Here is a 19,162-nt window from a genome sequence, read left to right on the forward strand (position 1 = left end):
GGAGATTGCGTGCGCGAATCAGATTGCTGTGCAATCGCGTGCGGCACCCGGATGCGGTCTTGAACGCGGATCATCATGCCGTGGTCTCCTTGCGCAGAAGCTCTCCGCCCGAAGTGGCCTGTCCGTGGGACAATCGCCGCATCAGTTTTTCCAACCCAAGTTCCGAGAAACGGGTCATGCCAAGGTAGAAGATCAGCAGGAACAGGAAATACCACATGCGCCAGTCGCCATGCGGGTATTGCGTGAATTTCGAGGTTTTGGTGCCGCCCAGTTCGCGCGCCCAATACACGATATCTTCAACACCCAGCAGGAAGAGCAGGGGCGTCGCCTTGATCAGCACCATCCACAGATTGGACAGGCCGGGCAGCGCGTAGACCCACATCTGAGGCACCAGGATGCGCCAGAAGGTCTGGCGGCGGTTCATACCATAAGCTTCGGCCGTTTCCAGCTGCGCATGTGGTACGGCGCGCATCCCCCCGAACAGGACATTGGCCGCAAAGGCGCCAAAAACGATAGAGAACGTGATGACCGCCAGGAAAAACCCATAGGTTTCATGCATCCATTCAGGCGCGGTCCCGAGTGGCAGCTTGGCAGCCTGACAAACAAGGAAATCATTGCCCTGGCGGATTGGGTCGGTCCAGTCCGGGCACAATATCTTATGCCGCGTCCACTCGAACGCCTGATCCAGTGCGATGACGAAAAACAGGAAAAACGCAATGTCGGGCACGCCGCGCACAATCGCGATATACCCTTTGCCCAGCCAGCTGAGCGGGGGGAAATGCGAGCGCGCCGCCATGGCACCTGCAAACCCGAAGCCAAGTGCGACGGGCGCGGTCACAGCCAGCAGGGCCAAAACCTTGATGAAAGACAGGTAGAACGACCAGTGTACGCCATTGGTCAGGTAGCATGAAAACCAGCGGAACGTGCCCAGCGTGTCAGGATCAGCGCAGTACGAGAACATATGGCGTCTTTCCAACGTCTGTTCCGGCTAGGCCGGAATCGGCCCGGTGCCGAGGCACCGGACCGGGATTGGTCAGGTCTTAGTTGGTGACGACCGAACCGTCAGTACCGTATGTGGCGGTGCCTTCACCGAACCACTTGATCAGCATCTCGTTCAGCGTGCCGTCGGCTTTCATCGAAGTGATGGCTTCGTCGAACTTGCCGCGCAGTTCACCGTCGCTTTCACGCAGGCCCATGCCGACGCCGCCGCCCAGCGGAACCGGATCGCCGACAAAGACCAGCTCACCGCCCGATTCCTCGACCAGCGGCACCAGATAGTCGCGGTCGGCCAGAACTGCATCGGCTTCGCCGTTACGGACAGCTGCAATGGTTTCTTCCGGGGTCGCGAATTCGACCAGGGTTGCACCGGATTCGGCAACGTGGCCTGCCTGGATCGTGGCGGTTTGCGCCGCAACGACACCACCAGTTACGTCTGCCGAGTCAGAGGTCGCAACATAGGCCGAAGCGGTCGGCGGGTAATAGTCTTGGGTAAAGTCGATGACCTCATCACGTTCGGCTGTGATCGACATACCGGCGATGATGGTGTCGTAGTTGCCCGAGACCAGGTTCGGAATGATCGAATCCCAGTCGTTCTTGACCCATTCACACTCCAGGTTGGCGCGTTTGCACAGCTCGTCGCCGACTTCACGCTCGAACCCGTCGATTTCACCTGCATCGTTGATGAAGTTGTACGGAGGGTAGGCGCCCTCGGTGCCCATGCGGATCGTGTCGGCCATGGCGATACCAGCAGTCAGCGCCAGGGCCGCAGTGGACAGAATCAGGTTTTTCATTGGTTACTCCCCAGTTTTGGTTCTGTTCTTGAAGTTAAGCCGCCTGAGTGGCGGAGAGAAAGCCCCGAAGCCGCTCGGATTCGGGTGACGTAAAGATATCTTCGGGCAAACCTTCTTCCTCGATCAGGCCCTGATGAAGAAATACCACGTGGCTCGAGATATCTGCCGCCATTTTCATGTCATGAGTCACGATGATCATGGTGCGCCCTTCGGCTGCCAGATCCTTGATCACCTTGATCACTTCCTGTTCCAGTTCGGGATCCAGCGCCGAGGTCGGTTCGTCGAACAACAGCGCCTGTGGTTCCATGCACAGCCCCCGCGCGATAGCGGCGCGCTGTTGCTGACCGCCGGACAATTGCGCCGGATAGGCGTCGCATTTGTCGCCAATGCCAACTTTCTCAAGGTATTTGCGCGCGCTGTCTTCCACTTCGGCCTTGTCGCGGCCCAGAACGGTCACGGGGGCTTCCATGACATTTTGCAGGATGGTCATATGCGCCCACAGATTGAACTGCTGAAACACCATCGACAGGTTAGTGCGGATGCGCAGGACCTGCTTGGGGTCCGCGGGGCGGCGCCCATGGCTATCGCCCGACCATTTGACAGGTTCGCCTTTGAACAGGATTTCGCCCTGCTGGCTGTCTTCCAACAGATTGCAGCAGCGCAGCAAAGTTGATTTTCCTGACCCCGATGACCCGATCAACGAGACCACGTCGCCGCCATGCGCTGTGATATCCACCCCCTTCAACACTTCCAGATTGCCGAAGCTTTTGTGAAGGTTTTTGATTTCGATGACGGGAGCGGTTTCTGTCACGGGCAGTCCAGTAGTTTGTGGTGTTGGTGCGGTACTAGGGCCGAAAAATTTGCTCAATGCAATGCGCAATTCGCAAATTCAGGGTCGGAAACTGTCAAATTGACCAAATGCACCCGACAATTTGGCCATCAGATTATCTGCTGGGCGCATGGCGGTGGCGGGGTCGGTACGGACAGGTACTCCTCCGCCGGGATGTCGATCAGCCCCTGAATGTGCAGCGTTTTGCGGTCGTGTTCGGCAAGGTTTTCTATTGCTGCCCGAACTGCGTCTGCGACCAGATCCGCGTTTTGGTCGGGTCCGGTAATATAGGGCAGGGTCGGTGTAGAAGCGGTTTTTGCCAGTTCGCGCAGGCTTTCGCCCAGATCGGTATGTTCTTGCAACATCATCCAGGTCAACGCATCCAGCGCCGCGAAATCTGCCTTCCCCTCCGAGACCGCCTGCGCTGACAGCGCGTGACCGCCTGTCTCCAACAACGACGCAGGATACAGGTTCTCCCGGGATAAATACGTGATGGGTGCCGCCCAGCCGGATTGGGACAATGCTTCGTTATATGCGAAGATACCGTCAGTCATTCCCGCCAGCGTGCGGTCGTCGTCGCGCCGCGCCACAAAGACCGAGCAATAATGCCCGGCAGGGCAACCGGGCAGGCCGTAATCCGGGGTGCCCACCAGTTGAACACGACCATGCAAGCGTGTGCGATAGGGCATTCCACAGGTCTGCGCCAGCACCAGATCGGGATCAAGCCAAACCTGCCAAACATCGGCGTCTCGGGTCAGCTGTTCTGGCCCGTAACCCAGATTCGCGCGAATCAACCCCCAGAAGCGACCATTGGCGGCCTGAACCTCGGGCATGTCGTACATGCCAAGCATGGCTATCAAGATTTGGCGGCCTTTTGCCGGGCCAAAGCCGAATCCACGTCGCTGACCCCCAGCAGGCTGACAACCAGACGCAGCAGCGAGTCCTCCTCACCCGTGCGGTGGCCATCAGCCAGGGCCACTGACCACAGCGCCTGAACCACCGCCAGCCGGTTTTCATAAGCGACTGCTTCCTTGATGGCGCGGGTAAAACGGACCGTGTCGGGGGCTTCGGTCTCCAGATCTTCGGCACGGGCGCGCAAAGCCGCGCTTTCGAATGGGGACAAACCGTATCGTTCTGCCGATATGCGATCGATGCGCGACATTTCGGAGGCAGAATAATCGTTGTCAGATCGTGCCAGACGCACCAGCAGGGCCGTCAGGGCTAGGCGGGCATCATCTTCGACAAGCGGGTCGGGCTTGGGCTGTGTGAGCCTGGAAAGAAAGTCACTGAACATGGGTAAGATATAGCGGGCGCTTAACTCACATCCAAGCGGCTTTGGACGCGCTCGCGCGCTGCCTGACTGTCATTGTAGCTCAGGCCCATGGCAATGCGGGCTTCTTCGACGATCTTTATCTCGCCCTCGTCCGAACTGCCATCCGCCAGAACGATTTCCCACAACGCGTCAAGGGCTGCCAGCCGCTCTTTCAGATCCGTGGTTTCCCGGATCAGTTTGCCGAACGTATCAGTTTCCGGTGCCGCAGCATGGAGCTTTTCACAGGTGGCACGCACCTTAGCTGCCTCAATCGCGTTATGCTGGTACAGACGGGCCAGTATCTTGTCGATCAGACTGATCTCTTCCAGCTTGTAATCGCGATCTGCCTGCGCGACGCGCACCATCAGAGCACCCAGAGCAAGTTCTGCATCCGGGTCCGGCAACTGTTCATGATGAGGCGGTCTGAGCGCCTTAAAGAACCTTTTCAACATAACAAACACCTAGACGACAGGTCGTGATCGGCCAAGCACGAAATGCTGGTCTTGATACAGTATTGCATGTATCCAGCGCCGAGTCGGACCTGTGCACGATAAAGTTGTATTTGAAAGGAAGTTTCAGATGATACCGCGTTTACCTGGTGCAATGGGGATCAGTAAATCAGACAAGGGGCTGGAAATCGCACCTTGGTTCAATCCGCTCGTTTCGAAAGCTGAAGGCTACAATGTCAAAATAGCAGACGTACTGACCGCGCAAGAACTTTTGGCGTCGGCGGAGGGAAATGACACAATTAACCCTGATAGTTACGGCCTAATAGAGGAGATAGACTTCGTCGGCAGTGCCACCGAGTTGGGTTCAGTTGTGCCAAAAGACGAACATGGCAGTTTCGATTATATATATAGTTCCCATAATTTTGAACATTTACCGAATCCGATCAAATTTCTTCAAGCTTGTGAGGCGCTACTGAAGTCAGGGGGGCGCTTGATCATGATCGTACCGGATGGGCGGTTATGTTTCGACCATTTCCGCCCCCCGACAACTACGTCAGAATGGCTTGAAGCCTACCGGGAAGATCGAAAGAAACCGACAGAAAAGCAGGTTTTTGACTCGCGTTACGTTCTCTCCCGTGAGGCCTGCGGCGCAGAGTTCAAGCCTGTTAACCATCAAACACCACCTGAACTTCACAGACTGCAATTTGATCCCGCTGTTTTGTGGGAACAGTGGCAGCAAACAACGCCAGAATCTCCTTATCAGGATGCTCATTGCACTGTTATGACACCCAGTTCGCTGCGCTTGATGCTGCAAGACTGCCAATACTTGGGCTTGACATCTTTGCAAATCGAAGACGTGCAGGAACCCAAGGGTATCGAATTCATGGTCGTGATGCGTAAGCCAGCGCAAGACGTTCAGGTTTTGAATGCCGAAGATTACGCAGATGTTCGATTGGAGCTTCTGCACCGGGTCTGGAAGGATCAGGGCTGGCGTGTAACACAGTTCGGTGCTGTTCATGGAAAGTTGGCGTTGTTTCCCGGCGGCAAAAGGTATCAATTACGAGGATCCAAAATTGGTCAGATACTTCGGAATATGAACTATCGGCGCCTTAAAAAAAGGCGTTCAAAAACTTAACGTTATCTTTCGACCAGTCAGGGTTTACGGGGATTCAGGTGTCTTGATCGGTTTAGTTGGTCGGGGATTTTCAATGAAAACCCTAGCCAACTTTGAAGATAAATTACCACCCAGGTCACTCAGGATCCGGTGAAATGGCTTCGGTCAGGCTTTTGACGTGATTACCAGGTCAGGGCCTCTTTGGCTGCGGTTTGCAACCAGGCCAGCATTTGGCGATAGGGAACCGGACCGTAGCTGATCCGCGCAACCCCCAGTTTTGCCAGGGTGGGCGTATCCGGCGTGCCGGGCAGGGCGATGATATTGACCGGTAAGGCCGTGGATTCGCAAAGCCGGGCGATCAGGGCTTCGTTCTTTAGCCCAGGTGCAAAGAATCCGCTGGCACCTGCATCAGCATAGGCATTGGCACGGGCAATGGCCTCATCCAGCATCGTGTCGTCATGGGTGTCCGCTGCTGCCTTCAGGAAGATATCTGTGCGCGCATTGACATAGGCGGGAATGCCTGCGCGCGCGCAGGCGTCGCACATCGCTTCAACACGTTTGGCCTGAGTGGCGATGTCAAAGAGGCCGTCTCCACCTATGATCTGGTCTTCAAAGTTGAAACCAACAACACCGCAGTCCAGCGCGCGCTGAACGTTTTGCGCGATCCCTTGCGGGTCTTCGGCATAAGCGCCCTCGAAATCCAGTGTTACGGGCAAGTCAACCGCTGCAACGATGCGGCGTGCATTGTCCAACGCGGCCTCAAGTGGAATGTTCTGCCCGTCGCCATAGCCCTGCGCCATGGCAACAGGGGCACTGCCGGTCGCGATGGCCTGGGCACCAGCGTCCCGAACAGCGCCAGCGCTGCCAGCGTCCCAGATATTGAACAGAATGACAGGATCGCCTTTCTTGTGAAGGCTGGTAAAGGTCACGGCTTTCTGGGACTGGCTGGTCATCGGAACTCTCCTGTTGTCGCGTATCCTACAGCTAACGCTGCGAAAATGACCCGGCCAGATTTTTTGCACCCAGACAGGTCACTTTGAGGTGACGGCACAGGCACAGATTGCGTCAGCTGCGCAAAGTACCTGTGACATCCACCGGTTTGAAACCAAGGCCTCAGGCTTCGCCCGCGGCGCCAGAGACGAATTTCGCGCTAAACGCAGATTCGCCCAGACGTTGCAGCAGGCTCAGCTGTGTCTCCAGCCAGGCTTTGTGACCTTCTTCTTCCATCAGGATGCGTTCGAACAGTGAACGCGAACCAACATCACCGACTTCGGCCGCCTGTTGCGCTGCATTGGTGTAAAAAACAACGGCCTCACTCTCGTCTTGGAGATCAGAGGCAAACATTTCTTCCAGTGTACCCGCTGCGGCAGGGCTTTTCTGAAACGCAAGCTCGGGGGTTCCACCCAGAAACAGGATACGTTCAATAAAGGCGTCAGAATGCACCAGTTCTTCCTGCATCTCGCCCCGCATTTTCTCAGCCAGAATATCAAGGCCCCAATCGTCCAGAACGTGCGCGTGCAACTGGTATTGGTGCGCGGCAGTAAGCTCCATATGAAGCGCTTGCTGAAGGTTGCTGATCGTTGTTGCGTTGCTCATCGGAAATCTCCTGAAATCGTGAAATGCAAAAGCAGAAAGCCTGCCTCTGCACACAGTTAAGAGATCAATCCCCACGAAACAACGTGGGGTGACAGTCCGACACAGTCAGGGATCAGACCAGGCGCGAGGTGTCTTTCGCGGCCCGCACAAAATCGCGAAACAGCGGATGCGGGTCAAACGGCTTGGACTTCAGCTCCGGGTGGTACTGAACGCCAATGAACCACGGGTGATCCGCCCATTCCACGATTTCGGGCAGACGACCGTCCGGCGACATGCCCGAAAACTTCAGGCCCGCTTTTTCAAGCTTGTCGCGATACTTGATGTCCACCTCATAGCGGTGGCGGTGCCGTTCCTCGATCTGGGTGCCGCCATAGACCTCGGCGACTTTGGATCCGTCCGCCAATACTGCGTTGTAGGCCCCAAGGCGCATTGTGCCGCCCTTGTCGTCGCCGACCTTGCGCTCGACCTTGTGGTTGCCCTGTACCCACTCTTTGAGGTGATAGACCACCGGTTCAAACCGTTTCTTCCCGGCCTCATGGTCGAATTCCTCGGACCCGGCTTCGGTAATACCCGCAACGTTCCGCGCTGCCTCGATCACCGCCATCTGCATGCCAAGACAAATGCCCAGATAGGGGACTTTGTGCTCGCGCGCATATTGCGCCGCCTTGATCTTGCCTTCGGTGCCACGCTCGCCAAAACCACCGGGGACTAGGATGGCGTGGAACCCTTCCAGATACGGAGCTGCGTCTTCGGTGTCGAAAACTTCGGCATCCACCCACTCGATCTTGACCTTCACACGGTTGGCCATACCGCCATGGGTCAGCGCCTCGGCAATCGACTTATAGGCGTCTTCAAGCTGCGTGTATTTGCCGACAATGGCCACTTTCACTTCGCCTTCGGCGTTGTGGATGCGGTCGCTGACATCTTCCCATTTGGCCAGATCAGGTTTGGGGGCGGGGCTGATCTGGAAGGCATCCAGAACGGCCTGGTCCAGCCCCTCGCGGTGATAGGCCAGCGGCGCGTCGTAAATGGTGGACAGGTCCTGCGCCGCGATCACGCTGTCCGGACGCACGTTACAGAACAGGGCTAGCTTTTCCCGTTCCTTGGTCGGGATAGGCCCTTCGGACCGACAGACCAGAATATCGGGGGCCAGACCGATCGAGCGCAGTTCTTTCACCGAGTGCTGGGTCGGCTTGGTTTTCAACTCACCCGACGCTTTGATGTAGGGCAGCAACGTCAGATGCATAAAGATACACTGGCCGCGCGGTTTGTCCTGACTGAACTGTCGGATGGCTTCAAAGAAGGGCAGGCCTTCGATGTCACCCACGGTACCGCCAATCTCACACAGCATGAAATCAACCTCATCCTCGCCGATGGCGATGAAATCCTTGATCTCGTTGGTGACGTGCGGGATCACCTGAATGGTCTTGCCGAGGTAATCTCCGCGGCGCTCTTTCTCCAGAACATTGGAATAAATCCGGCCCGAGCTGACCGAGTCGGTCTTGCGCGCTGCGACACCGGTGAACCGTTCGTAATGGCCAAGGTCCAGATCGGTCTCGGCGCCATCATCGGTGACAAACACTTCGCCATGCTCAAAGGGCGACATCGTGCCGGGATCGACGTTCAGATAGGGGTCCAGCTTGCGCAGACGCACCGAATAACCGCGGGCCTGCAACAAAGCGCCCAAAGCTGCCGAAGCCAGCCCTTTGCCCAAGGACGAAACCACACCACCGGTGATGAAAATAAAACGTGCCATAGTTTTTCGGCTGCTCCCGTGAGACGTCAAAATCAGCTGCCCGGCGGTTCCGAAAAACCGCTGCATCACGGGACTTCACGTATAAAGGATTCGCGCCAAAAGCGCAAGAGAACCGCAAGATGCTGTTGCAGTCCTCTTTCATGTTTCTAGGTTTTGTGGATCAATCCGCCTGCGGGATCAGAGGCGCGTTGTCGTCCTGTGCCGGCGGCAAAAGATCATCAACCGACGGAATCGCCGGTGCGCTTTCCTCGGTCGAAGCCGGTGCCGGAACGCCCAGACGGTCGATTACCGAGCTGCCCGAAGATTTCTGAGCCGCAAGAATGGTCAGCGTGATCGAGGTGACGATGAAACAGGCCGCCAGAATCCACGTCAGCTTGCCCAATGCCGTCGCTGCTGCGCGACCGGCCATGGCACCGCCACCACCCATACCCAGGCCACCGCCTTCAGACCGCTGCATCAGGACAACGGCGATCAGGCCCAGAGCCAGAAGAAGATGGATAATGAGAACGACGTTTTCCATGGTGGTCCTGTACAGCGTGGCGTGTATCGCGTGGTACTTATGCAAGTTTGCCAGCGGGGGCAAGTCAGGAGTTGGCATCAACTTCTTTGATGTATCCCATCACGTCAAAGGGACTGGACAGTGTGTTGATTTGTGACGCAGGCTGCGGCCATGCCACATGACGATCACGACCACCCGCATGCCCTGTTGCCACCTGAACCCGCATTGCGCGTCAAAGCGCTCGAGACGATTCTGACCCGCAAAGGGCTGATCGATCCGGCGGCTCTGGATGAGATCATCGACACTTATCAGAACAGGATCGGGCCGCAAAACGGCGCGCGCGTCGTTGCCAAAGCCTGGAGCGACCCTGCCTTCAAAGCTGCCCTGCTTGAAGACGCCACTCCGGTCGTAGCGGACCTTGGCTACTATGGCCGCCAGGGCGAACATATGGTGGTGGTCGAGAATACACCGGACCGGCACAATATGGTCGTCTGCACCCTGTGCAGCTGTTACCCTTGGCCGCTGCTGGGTATCCCGCCCGGATGGTACAAATCCGACGCCTACCGAGCCCGCGCAGTGCGAGAACCGCGCAAGGTGTTGGCCGAATTCGGCGTCACCTTGCCCCAAGACACCTCTGTACGGGTTTGGGATTCGACGGCCGAGATTCGCTATCTCGTCTTGCCCATGCGCCCTGAAGGCACAGACGGAATGAGCGAAGATGAGCTTGCTGCGCTTGTGACGCGCGACAGCATGATCGGCACGGGCCTTCCCAAGGTGCCATCATGACCCGCGTTCACGATATGGGAGGCCGTTTCGGTGATGGTCCGATACACCCCGAGGCAGAGGACGCGCCTGTTTTTGCCGAAGACTGGCACGCCCGCGCTCTTGCGGTGACACTTGCATCCGGGTTTCTGGGGCAGTGGAACATCGACGTTTCGCGCCACGCGCGCGAACGCTTGTCTCCGAAGGATTACACCCGGTTTTCGTATTATGAGAAATGGATATCCGGTCTGGCCGATCTGCTGGTCGAAATGGGTGTTCTGACATTGGATGATCTGCGTGGCGTGAGCGGCGACAATCCGCACCCCTTTGCAGACAGAGCGCTCAAGGCCGAAGCGGTGTCCGCTGCGCTGGCCAAAGGCGGGCCTGCGGACAGGCCTTCCAATGTCGCGGCGCTGTATTCTGTGGGGCAAGAGGTTGTCACGGTCCGGCCGACAGCAAATCGCCTCGTGGATGGAGGTCACACGCGCCTGCCTGTCTATGCATCCGGTGCCAGGGGCCGAATCCTGCGCCTGCACGGAACCCATGTTCTGCCCGATTCCAATGCGCATGGGTTGGGTGAGGCGCCAGAGCCGATTTATGCAGTGGCTTTTGCGGCATCAGAACTCTGGGCCGCCACCGAACATCCCGCCGACCAGGTGGTGCTGGACCTCTGGCAAAGCTACCTGGAACCGGCATGAACGACTGTATCTCACACGGAGCCCCCGAGCCGGTTTTTGCTGAACCCTGGCACGCTCAGGTCTTTGCCGTCACCGTCGCGCTGAACGAGGCTGGGCGGTTCGAGTGGGCGGATTGGGCGGCGCGCTTTTCAGCGACATTGAAACACAATGGGCTTGCCCGGGAATTGGATGGCGGTGACGATTACTTCCACGCATGGCTGGAAACGCTTGAGGCATTGCTGGCCGAACAGGGCGCTGCAAGGCCGAAAGATGTGCTTGATCTGCATAAGGCCTGGGAAGAGGCTTACCTGACCACTCCGCATGGGCAACCTGTCCACTTACGGCGACAGGGTTAGGGGGCTCTGCCCCCGCCGCCCGTTCCGGGCGCCTCCCCCGGGATATTTACAGCCAGGTGAAGCAGGGAATCCACTCTTCATCTGGCTACAAATATCCCCGCCGGAGGCATCGCGCGCGAGCCCGATTTTCCTCTGCGGCGAAATATCGGTTTCCCTGCCGTTTTTGCCCCGCTATATGAGCCGGGTTTGATCACTCAGCACGAAAAGGACCGGATATGGCCAACGTGGTTGTTGTCGGCGCCCAATGGGGCGACGAAGGAAAAGGCAAGATTGTCGACTGGCTCAGCGAAAGGGCGGACGTAATCGCGCGTTTTCAGGGCGGTCACAATGCCGGTCATACGCTGGTGATCGACGGTGAGGTTTATAAGCTGCACGCGCTTCCTTCGGGCGTGGTACGCGGCGGCAAGTTGAGCGTTATTGGCAACGGCGTGGTTCTGGACCCCTGGCATCTGGTCAATGAGATCGCAACCATCCGGGCGCAGGGTGTTGAGATCACTCCTGAGACGCTGATGATCGCTGAAAACACGCCATTGATTCTGCCCATTCATGGCGAGCTGGACCGTGCGCGCGAGGAAGCTGCGAGCAAAGGCACCAAGATCGGAACAACCGGTCGCGGAATTGGCCCGGCCTATGAAGACAAGGTTGGGCGGCGTTCTGTTCGCGTTGCCGATCTGGCGGACGAAGCCACGCTGGAGGCCCGCGTGGACCGCGCATTGCAACACCACGATCCGTTGCGCAAGGGTCTGGGTATCGAGTCGGTTGACCGCGACGCGCTGATCGCTCAACTCAAAGAGATCGCGCAACAAATTCTGCCGTTTGCAGCTCCCGTCTGGAAAGTGCTGAACGAAAAGCGCAAGGCCGGGAAACGCATCCTGTTTGAAGGGGCGCAGGGCGCGCTGCTGGATATCGATTTCGGCACCTATCCCTTTGTGACGTCGTCGAACGTGATTGCGGGGCAGGCGGCAACCGGTGTTGGAATCGGTCCGGGCTCGATCAATTTCGTGCTTGGCATTGTTAAGGCCTATACCACCCGTGTTGGAGAAGGGCCGTTCCCGACCGAGTTGGAAGACGCAGACGGTCAGCGTCTGGGTGAACGCGGGCACGAATTCGGCACGACAACAGGCCGCAAGCGCCGCTGCGGATGGTTCGACGCCTGTCTGGTGCGCCAGACCTGCGCAACCAGCGGCGTGAACGGTATTTCGCTGACCAAGCTGGATGTTCTGGACGGGTTTGAGACACTTAAGATCTGCACCGGGTATGAGCTGGATGGCGAACGTTTGGATTACCTTCCGACCGCTGCTGATCAGCAAGCCCGCTGTACTCCGATTTATGAAGAAATGCCGGGGTGGAGCGAATCGACCGAAGGCGCGCGCAGCTGGGCGGATTTACCTGCAAATGCGATCAAATATGTGCGTCGGGTCGAAGAACTGATCGAATGCCCGGTTGCGCTTTTGTCCACAAGCCCGGAGCGGGACGACACCATTCTGGTGACGGACCCCTTTGCTGACTGATGCGCGAGAAACAGAAGACAGGGTTGAGTTACAAGGCACGCCGGCGCTGGTCGCTGGTGATCCTTGTGCTTGGCCTTCCGCTGTACATCATCGCCGTGGTGACGATCGTGAACTTGCTGGGGCGTCCTCCGATCTGGATTGAGTTGCTGGTTTATATCGTGCTGGGCATCCTTTGGGCCCTGCCGTTCAAGTTCGTGTTTCGCGGCGTCGGTAAAGAAGACCCCGATCAGTCCTAGCGCTCGTGAGGTACGTGTAAATGACCGGGCCTGCTGAGTGCCGTGCGGGAAAACGCGTGGTCCTCGGCGCTTTGGTGACGACCGTCTGGTAACAGTCGAAACGCGCGGGCTTTGCCATTCAAGGCAGGCGTATGGTCCAATTGCAAAAGCAAAAAGGCCGGGGGCAAACCCCGGCCTTGCTTGTGAACCTTCCGGTGTGATCAGCCTACGGCACGCTCGTCGTCGGGGCGAAAACCGATCAGGTTGGACGCCGCGAAACGCCCGCCTCCGGCTTTCTCGATTTTACCATCGCGCAGCAACTGCCCAAAAGAACGCAGGCTTTCTTCGCGATTGAACTCGTCCTGTTTCAGCGAACGCACCTTGTTCATCAGCTGCGGGCGCGAAAACTGCTCCTGACCTTCGATGAAGGACAGATAGGCGGCAGCCGCTTCCAGAAGATCAGGCAGCGATTGCGCACCCTGTTCCTGTGCAAACTGTGCGAAACCGCCTTCCTCTGATCCGGTTGCTTCCTGGTCTGCGGTGACGCGACGTGGCAAGACCGGACTTGCGGATGTTCCGTGTTCATCCACGCGCTGCTCGGCCACCAGCTTGAGTGGCGCCGGAGCTTCCGGTGCCGGACGCATGCTGGTTACCTTGATTTCGGGTCGCCGTGGGCTGACCACGGATGCCAGATCGCCGCGGTATTCCCGGTCGGCCGCCTCTTTCGAGCGCGCCTGACCGTCGCGGTCGGCTTCGGTGGCTGCGACGGCGGTGCGCAGGTGCGAATAGGTTTCGCGCGCATCGCTGCTGCTGGGGTCATCCATATGCTCGCCGGTCTTTGCCATCAGGCGCGACATATCCTGATCGGGATCCGCATCGTCAGCCAGTTTTTGGCTCGAACGACCGGACAGGTGCTGTTCGATCTCGGAAATTTCGGTCAACAGGTGCATTTCGTCTTCTGCCGTCAATACACCCTGCGTCAGGTCTTCCTCGACCGGTTCATCGTCGGATTCAATTGCTAAGTCTTCAACGTTGAGGATGTTGGGGGCATCTTCTTCGTCGAAATCGTCTTCGGCAACGTCTTCAAGATCAGCGAACAAAGGCTCGGCAGCGGACTGATCCGCCACCGGCGCGTCTTCGATTTCGTCGATATGCAGGGGCTGGGGGGTCAGGGGCGCCTGCAAGTCAACGGTTTCTTCGATCTGAGTTTCAGAAGCTTCGGGGATCAGCGCTTCTGCTGTCTCAGCCGCTTGCGGTTCTTCAGCTTCCTGATCCTGCAACTCATCAATCGCAGGCGCTGCAGGCTCTTCGGTTTCCTGGGCTTCAGGCTCAGTGGGTTCGGCAAAGTCTTCTGCGCTGAGCGCACCGGCCTCAAACGCAGCGGCCACAGCATCTACCGGGGGGGCGGTATTGGCCAGCAGCGGCGACTCTTCGTCTTCGGAATACTCGGCAGCGGGCACGTCGGAATGAGAGACGACTGCGCGAATGCGTTGCAGTTTCGCCGCGATGCTGTCAGCAGCCGGGGGCGGGGTGTCCGCGACAGGTTCTGCCTCGGCGAACCCGGTCTGCGCGGGGGCCGTATGCGGCTGAACATGAGCGGGAGTTTCGGCAGCCTTGATAGCGGCCGTGTGCGGGGCCGGTTCTTTAGCAGCGACAGGAGTTTCGGTGGTCTGAGTGGCGCGCAGCAACAGGCCGGATTCGTTCTGACGGGCTTCGACGCGCTGTGATGCATCGCGCCGGGCGATGCGGGTCAGCATTTCGGCATCCGGTTGCGGGGGTTCTGAGCCGAAGTAGCGGTCATCCGCTGCGAGATCGCGGAAATACTCGGCGATGGCTTTCATCGTTTCAAAGGAATCATCAAATCCTTCCAAAGTGCAGGAGAAGGTTCCATATGAAACGGTTAATACCTTGTTATTCTGTACCATCAGACGCACGTCCTTTACAAACTACGAGAGCCCACTTACCCGGAATCGGGAGCACACGAAGGCTCTGAACTTTATGCATGAACCTATCATTTTGTGGTCTTAATGTGTCCAAATCCGGGAAAAATGGCCAATCTTAGGAAAATCAAGCCAATTGTACGCTCTGCCGATCCAATTGGGCTGTTCGGAGGTGGATTTATCGGATCTGGAGACCTGAATCTGGTGCTGAATCGCGTCAATTCGGTCGTTGCCGCCGATGGCGGAGCGGACGTTTTGACAGAATCAGGCCGGATTCCCGATGCGGTGATTGGTGACTTCGATTCTCTGAGCAAAGCGACGCAAGCGAAAATTCCCGCGGATCGCCTGTTTGCCATCCGCGAACAGGACAGCACCGATTTCGACAAGGCTCTTCGCAATCTGCACGCTCCGCTGGTTCTTGGGGCCGGGTTTCTTGGCGGGCGACTTGATCATCAACTGGCCGTTCTGAACGTTCTGGTCCGGCGGCAGGATCAGGCCTGCATATTGCTGGGCGAACGTGAACTGGTTTTTCACGCGCCGCCAGAGATCAAGCTGCCGGTTGCACCCGGCGATGTGGTCTCGCTGTTTCCGATGCAGCCCGTGACGGGGCGCAGTACCGGGCTGGAATGGCCGATTGACGATCTGGCTTTTCGACCGGACGGGCAGGTGGGAACATCCAACCGCGCATTGGCGCCTGTCGAGCTAAAGATGGATGGGCCGGGCCTGTTGGTGATGATCCCGCGCGCAGCGCTTGATCCGCTTATGCAGGTGTTTCTGTCGGGGCGGACCGGGCGCTGGCCCGCTCGCGCAGAATGACATACAGGCCTGCGGCAATGGTTATGACGATGCCAACCGCAGCCAATCCATCGGGCAGGTCGCTGAAAATCACCCATCCGATCAGGGTTGCAACCGGGATTTCCAGATACTGCATCGGGGCCAATGTGGCAGAGGGCGCATAGCGCAGCGACCACGTCATCAGCAGATGCGCGACCGTACCCAACACCCCGATCGCAATCAGCAGCCAGTTCAAATCGCTGGACGGCAGGGTCATCGAGAGCTCCTGAATGTTCATTTGCGTGCCAATCAGAAGGACCGGAGCCAGAAGGACTGTCGCAAATACGCCGGACACAGCCTGCAACGACACCGGGTCGGTCTCTTTCGCGACTTGCCGGGTGACCAGCATGAACAAGGCAAAGACCACGGCAACGATCAGTGGCAGCAACGCAGGTGCACCCACCTCGGCAAAGCTGGGTTGAATGACCAGCAACGTGCCAATGAACCCGACGATGCAGGCGGCAAGACGGCGGGAACCGACCTCTTCCTCCAGAACATATTTGCCCAGCAGCAGCATGATGAATGGCATGACAAAGGCAATTGCAACGGCATCCGCCAATGGCAGGAATTGCAGCGCGCTGAACATGGCCGAAATGCCGATGATATGCAGCAGCGTCCGTAGCAGGGTCAGCCGCAGGATGCGTCCGCGCATCCGCCAGGGTCGCCCGGTCACCGCAACCAGCGGGATCAGGATCACCGCTTGCACCGCGAAACGGACCATGACCAGCAGACCCAGCGGTGTGGTCTCGCCCAACAGCTTCGCCATCGCATCCCCCAAGGGCGCGAGCACGCAAAAACCAAACATCAAGAAGATGCCAAAGACGGGTCTGTCCTGAGTCATGAGCGCGACGCTAACTGTTTCGCGACGCGGAGGGAAGCGCTGTTGTCAGCGGTCGGGCAGGGGCTGAACCTTGGTGTAATCCGGCCCGTTGCAGGTAGGCAAAACATCCTCCAATTTCAGCCATTTCAGCTTTTCTTCATGCGCGACATGCAACGTTGGTTCCAGCGCTTCAGGAGCGCCCAGCGTCGCCACATATAGGTGCACCACATCCGACATGGCGGTTGACCGGAAGGACATCGGCGTGCCGCAATGCGGGCAGAAGCTGCGCTCGACACCGGGAGAGGAGTTAAAGCGCTTGGGCTCTTCACCGATCCACCGCCAATGACCATCGCGAACTCCGAAATACGTTGTCATCGGCGCTGCGCATTGGCGGCGGCAACTGTCGCAATGGCAGGTGACGCATGAAAGTACCGGAGGGTCGACCTCGAACCGGATCTTGCCGCACAGACAATGCCCACGCATGTCGCCCCTCGCTTTCTGTTTCAGCAGTTCGGTACGTTCACAGCCAGACCACCCAGCGAGGTTTCCTTGTATTTCTCATGCATGTCATGGCCGGTTTGGCGCATCGTCTCGATCACCGCGTCCAGCGGCACGAAATGCTGACCGTCCCCGCGCAAGGCCAGTGAGGCGGCTGAAACTGCTTTTATAGCGCCTAACCCGTTTCGTTCGATACAAGGAACCTGAACCAGCCCGGCAACGGGGTCGCAGGTCATGCCCAGATGATGCTCCAGCGCAATCTCGGCGGCATTTTCCACCTGTTCGGGGGTTCCGCCCATCACCGCGCAAAGCCCGGCTGCCGCCATGGCGGCGGCGCTGCCAACTTCGGCCTGGCATCCCGCTTCGGCACCCGAGATTGAGGCGTTGTACTTCACCAACCCGCCAATGGCCGCTGCGGTCAGCAGGAAATCCTCGATATGGCTTTCGGACGCGCCCGGTACATGGTCCAGATAGTAGCGCAGAACAGCGGGCAGAACACCTGCGGCCCCGTTGGTGGGCGCAGTGACAACTTGCCCGCCCGCCGCGTTTTCCTCGTTGACCGCCATGGCATAGACGCTCATCCAGTCGTTGATCGTGTGCGGCGCGGTCAGGTTCATGCCGCGTTCGGCCATCAGCGCATCATAGATGCCTTTCGCGCGGCGGCGCACTTTCAAACCGCCGGGAAGGATGCCGTCAGTGGTCAAGCCACGTTCGATACAGGCATTCATGACGTCCCACAAACGGGCCGATCCTTTCGCGAAACTGTCGGCGCAGCCCCGCGCGATCTCGTTTGCGCGCTTCATCCCGGCTATGGTCTTGCCACTGGATTTGGCCATCTCAAGCATTTCTGCGGCGGATTTGAATGGGAACGGGACCGGGTCGCCTTCATTGGTATCTTTCCCCTCGGCCAGTTCTTCCTCGGTCAGGACAAAACCGCCGCCGATCGAATAATACACCTGCCGCAGGATCACATCGCCCTGTGCGTCGGTGGCCATCAGGATCATCCCGTTGGCGTGCCCGGGCAAATTGTTGTCGTAGTCAAAGATCAGATCCGCCTTGGGATCGAACTGAAGCGTCGGCAGGCCTTCGGGCGTTACGGTGTGCGTGCGGGCGATATCGGCCAGCGCGGCCTCGGCCTTTTCGTTGTCATAGGTGTCGGGAACAAAGCCCGCCAGACCCAGAATGGTCGCCCGATCGGTCGCGTGGCCGACGCCGGTGAAGGCAAGCGAGCCGTGCAGCGATCCTTTCAGACCGGTAAATTCAAAGGGGGACGCGCGCATCATGTCCAGAAAGCGCGCCGCGGCCACCATCGGGCCCATTGTGTGCGATGAAGACGGGCCAATGCCCACTTTGAACATATCGAAGACAGATAGGAACATATCAGATAGCCGAGCCTTCCGGGGGATTAGCGTAAGTAGGGGATGTGAAGGGTGTAACGCCCAAACCTTCCGCAGCGATTGCCGAACGGGTGGCAGGGCGTGTCTCAAGGTGCAGAAGCATTTTCAGCAGATGCGGCGTGTCGGCCTGTTGATACCAGCTGCGGTCAGCACTTACTGGGTACAGGGCCATCCAGCGCATCATGCAGGCGACATAATAGGTCAGAACCGATGGGACACCTGCGCGAAACCACTCAGGTCCGCGTTGCGCCAGCGCATCCAGCAGCCGCAGGTGCTGCTGCAACCGGGGTCGGATGCCCGCGCGCAGCGTGTCGGCCTGTGAGGCGTCTATGTATTTTTCAGCGTAGAACAGGATGCGCAGATCCGCATGCAACGTGTTGGACGCGAAGAACAGCCATTTCAGAAATCCGGCGCGTTCAGGATCATCCGCCGCCGGGGCCAGTTGACCATGGCGCTCTGTCAGCCAAAGCAGGATCGCCGCGGTTTCAAAGATCGGGCCCTGCGGCGTTTCCAGTACCGGGATCAGCCCGTTGGGATTAAGCGACCGGTACGCGTCGCTGTCCTGCTCGTTCTGGCGGCGGTCCACCACCACGGTTTCATAAGCTACGCCCATCTCGTCCAGCGCCAGCCGGATCACCAGCGAGGCGTTGTCAGGGGCATAGTGCAGGCGGTACGGGGTCAACATGCGCGCAACTTACAGCGCAAAGATGTGGGTGTAAGACATGATTGCGACTTTTCCGACAGGAAACGCGTAGTCCTGAGACATCTTAACGCCTGTCGGATCGCAAAATGGGGTCGCAGTCGCCT

The 19,162-nt window shown here is 58.3% G+C and carries 22 protein-coding genes; 7 read left to right on the top strand and 15 right to left on the bottom strand.

The genetic code is table 11. The features are described from left to right. Positions 1-73: 73 nt before the first annotated feature. The 6 genes from ACR0BK_RS10875 to ACR0BK_RS10900 form a co-directional block, all read right to left on the bottom strand. On the bottom strand, positions 74-961 hold the full coding sequence (locus tag ACR0BK_RS10875) for an ABC transporter permease (protein ID WP_480517728.1): 888 nt from the start codon (positions 959-961) through the stop codon (positions 74-76). Between the two features lie 79 nt (positions 962-1,040). Then, positions 1,041-1,790, bottom strand: coding sequence for a transporter substrate-binding domain-containing protein (locus tag ACR0BK_RS10880; protein ID WP_480476444.1), 750 nt, complete (start codon positions 1,788-1,790; stop codon positions 1,041-1,043). Between the two features lie 34 nt (positions 1,791-1,824). Next, complete coding sequence (locus ACR0BK_RS10885) at positions 1,825-2,601, bottom strand: ABC transporter ATP-binding protein (protein ID WP_209504298.1); 777 nt, start codon at positions 2,599-2,601, stop codon at positions 1,825-1,827. A 128-nt stretch (positions 2,602-2,729) separates the two neighbouring features. Further along, positions 2,730-3,479, bottom strand: a complete 750-nt coding sequence (locus ACR0BK_RS10890; protein WP_480554644.1) for a phosphate/phosphite/phosphonate ABC transporter substrate-binding protein — start codon at positions 3,477-3,479, stop codon at positions 2,730-2,732. Next, positions 3,476-3,913, bottom strand: coding sequence for a tellurite resistance TerB family protein (locus ACR0BK_RS10895; protein ID WP_480554645.1), 438 nt, complete (start codon positions 3,911-3,913; stop codon positions 3,476-3,478). The genes ACR0BK_RS10890 and ACR0BK_RS10895 overlap by 4 nt, the downstream gene beginning before the upstream one ends. A 20-nt stretch (positions 3,914-3,933) precedes the next feature. Then, complete coding sequence (locus ACR0BK_RS10900) at positions 3,934-4,383, bottom strand: tellurite resistance TerB family protein (RefSeq protein WP_209504295.1); 450 nt, start codon at positions 4,381-4,383, stop codon at positions 3,934-3,936. A gap of 91 nt (positions 4,384-4,474) precedes the next feature. On the opposite strand from ACR0BK_RS10900, the gene ACR0BK_RS10905 reads away from it, so the two are divergent. Next, positions 4,475-5,515 (top strand): methyltransferase domain-containing protein, encoded by a 1,041-nt coding sequence (locus ACR0BK_RS10905; protein WP_480554646.1) that lies wholly within the window; start codon positions 4,475-4,477, stop codon positions 5,513-5,515. Positions 5,516-5,676: 161 nt separating this feature from the next. Here the strand turns inward: ACR0BK_RS10905 and ACR0BK_RS10910 are convergent, their stop codons facing one another. The 4 genes from ACR0BK_RS10910 to secG form a co-directional block, all read right to left on the bottom strand. After that, on the bottom strand, positions 5,677-6,447 hold the full coding sequence (locus ACR0BK_RS10910) for an isocitrate lyase/PEP mutase family protein (protein ID WP_480554648.1): 771 nt from the start codon (positions 6,445-6,447) through the stop codon (positions 5,677-5,679). 160 nt (positions 6,448-6,607) lie between these two features. Beyond that, on the bottom strand, positions 6,608-7,090 hold the full coding sequence (locus tag ACR0BK_RS10915; RefSeq protein ID WP_480554650.1) for a bacterioferritin: 483 nt from the start codon (positions 7,088-7,090) through the stop codon (positions 6,608-6,610). Positions 7,091-7,202: 112 nt separating this feature from the next. Then, positions 7,203-8,846, bottom strand: a complete 1,644-nt coding sequence (locus tag ACR0BK_RS10920; RefSeq protein ID WP_480476454.1) for a CTP synthase — start codon at positions 8,844-8,846, stop codon at positions 7,203-7,205. Between the two features lie 160 nt (positions 8,847-9,006). Next, on the bottom strand, positions 9,007-9,366 hold the full coding sequence (gene secG, locus ACR0BK_RS10925) for a preprotein translocase subunit SecG (protein ID WP_480476944.1): 360 nt from the start codon (positions 9,364-9,366) through the stop codon (positions 9,007-9,009). Positions 9,367-9,516: 150 nt separating this feature from the next. Here secG and nthA point away from each other — a divergent pair, with 150 nt between their 5' ends. From nthA to ACR0BK_RS10950, 5 genes are all read left to right on the top strand, one after another. Then, positions 9,517-10,131: a nitrile hydratase subunit alpha gene (gene nthA, locus ACR0BK_RS10930; protein ID WP_480476456.1), complete on the top strand. Its 615-nt coding sequence runs from the start codon at positions 9,517-9,519 to the stop codon at positions 10,129-10,131. Continuing rightward, complete coding sequence (gene nthB / locus ACR0BK_RS10935) at positions 10,128-10,805, top strand: nitrile hydratase subunit beta (protein ID WP_480554652.1); 678 nt, start codon at positions 10,128-10,130, stop codon at positions 10,803-10,805. Before nthA ends, nthB begins: the two co-directional genes overlap by 4 nt. Continuing rightward, positions 10,802-11,140 carry a nitrile hydratase accessory protein gene (locus ACR0BK_RS10940; RefSeq protein WP_480554654.1) on the top strand — a complete coding sequence of 113 codons (339 nt, stop codon included), beginning with the start codon at positions 10,802-10,804 and terminating at the stop codon, positions 11,138-11,140. The genes nthB and ACR0BK_RS10940 overlap by 4 nt, the downstream gene beginning before the upstream one ends. 215 nt (positions 11,141-11,355) lie before the next feature. Beyond that, on the top strand, positions 11,356-12,651 hold the full coding sequence (locus ACR0BK_RS10945; RefSeq protein ID WP_480554655.1) for an adenylosuccinate synthase: 1,296 nt from the start codon (positions 11,356-11,358) through the stop codon (positions 12,649-12,651). Beyond that, positions 12,651-12,887, top strand: coding sequence for a DUF2842 domain-containing protein (locus ACR0BK_RS10950; RefSeq protein ID WP_480476464.1), 237 nt, complete (start codon positions 12,651-12,653; stop codon positions 12,885-12,887). The genes ACR0BK_RS10945 and ACR0BK_RS10950 overlap by 1 nt, the downstream gene beginning before the upstream one ends. A 200-nt stretch (positions 12,888-13,087) precedes the next feature. Here the strand turns inward: ACR0BK_RS10950 and ACR0BK_RS10955 are convergent, their stop codons facing one another. Beyond that, positions 13,088-14,707, bottom strand: a complete 1,620-nt coding sequence (locus ACR0BK_RS10955; RefSeq protein WP_480554656.1) for a hypothetical protein — start codon at positions 14,705-14,707, stop codon at positions 13,088-13,090. A gap of 207 nt (positions 14,708-14,914) precedes the next feature. Between ACR0BK_RS10955 and ACR0BK_RS10960 the strand changes: the two genes are divergently transcribed. Then, entirely contained in the window at positions 14,915-15,622 is a 708-nt protein-coding gene (locus ACR0BK_RS10960; RefSeq protein ID WP_480554657.1) for a thiamine diphosphokinase, read from the top strand. On the opposite strand, the gene ACR0BK_RS10965 is transcribed toward ACR0BK_RS10960, so the two are convergent. The 4 genes from ACR0BK_RS10965 to ACR0BK_RS10980 are packed head-to-tail and all read right to left on the bottom strand — an operon-like array spanning position 15,567 to position 19,040. Beyond that, entirely contained in the window at positions 15,567-16,481 is a 915-nt protein-coding gene (locus ACR0BK_RS10965; protein WP_480554658.1) for a DMT family transporter, read from the bottom strand. The genes ACR0BK_RS10960 and ACR0BK_RS10965 overlap by 56 nt on opposite strands. A gap of 45 nt (positions 16,482-16,526) precedes the next feature. Further along, the gene (locus ACR0BK_RS10970) at positions 16,527-16,943 is read right to left on the bottom strand and encodes a GFA family protein (protein WP_480554659.1); all 417 of its coding nucleotides are present in this window, start codon (positions 16,941-16,943) and stop codon (positions 16,527-16,529) included. Positions 16,944-16,963: 20 nt separating this feature from the next. Next, a complete protein-coding gene (locus ACR0BK_RS10975; protein ID WP_480554661.1) occupies positions 16,964-18,337 on the bottom strand; it encodes an L-serine ammonia-lyase in 1,374 nt (457 codons plus the stop codon). 1 nt (position 18,338) lies between these two features. Further along, a complete protein-coding gene (locus ACR0BK_RS10980) occupies positions 18,339-19,040 on the bottom strand; it encodes a glutathione S-transferase family protein (RefSeq protein WP_480554662.1) in 702 nt (233 codons plus the stop codon). Positions 19,041-19,162: the final 122 nt, after the last annotated feature.

This window comes from Ruegeria sp. AF1, from assembly GCF_056542125.1.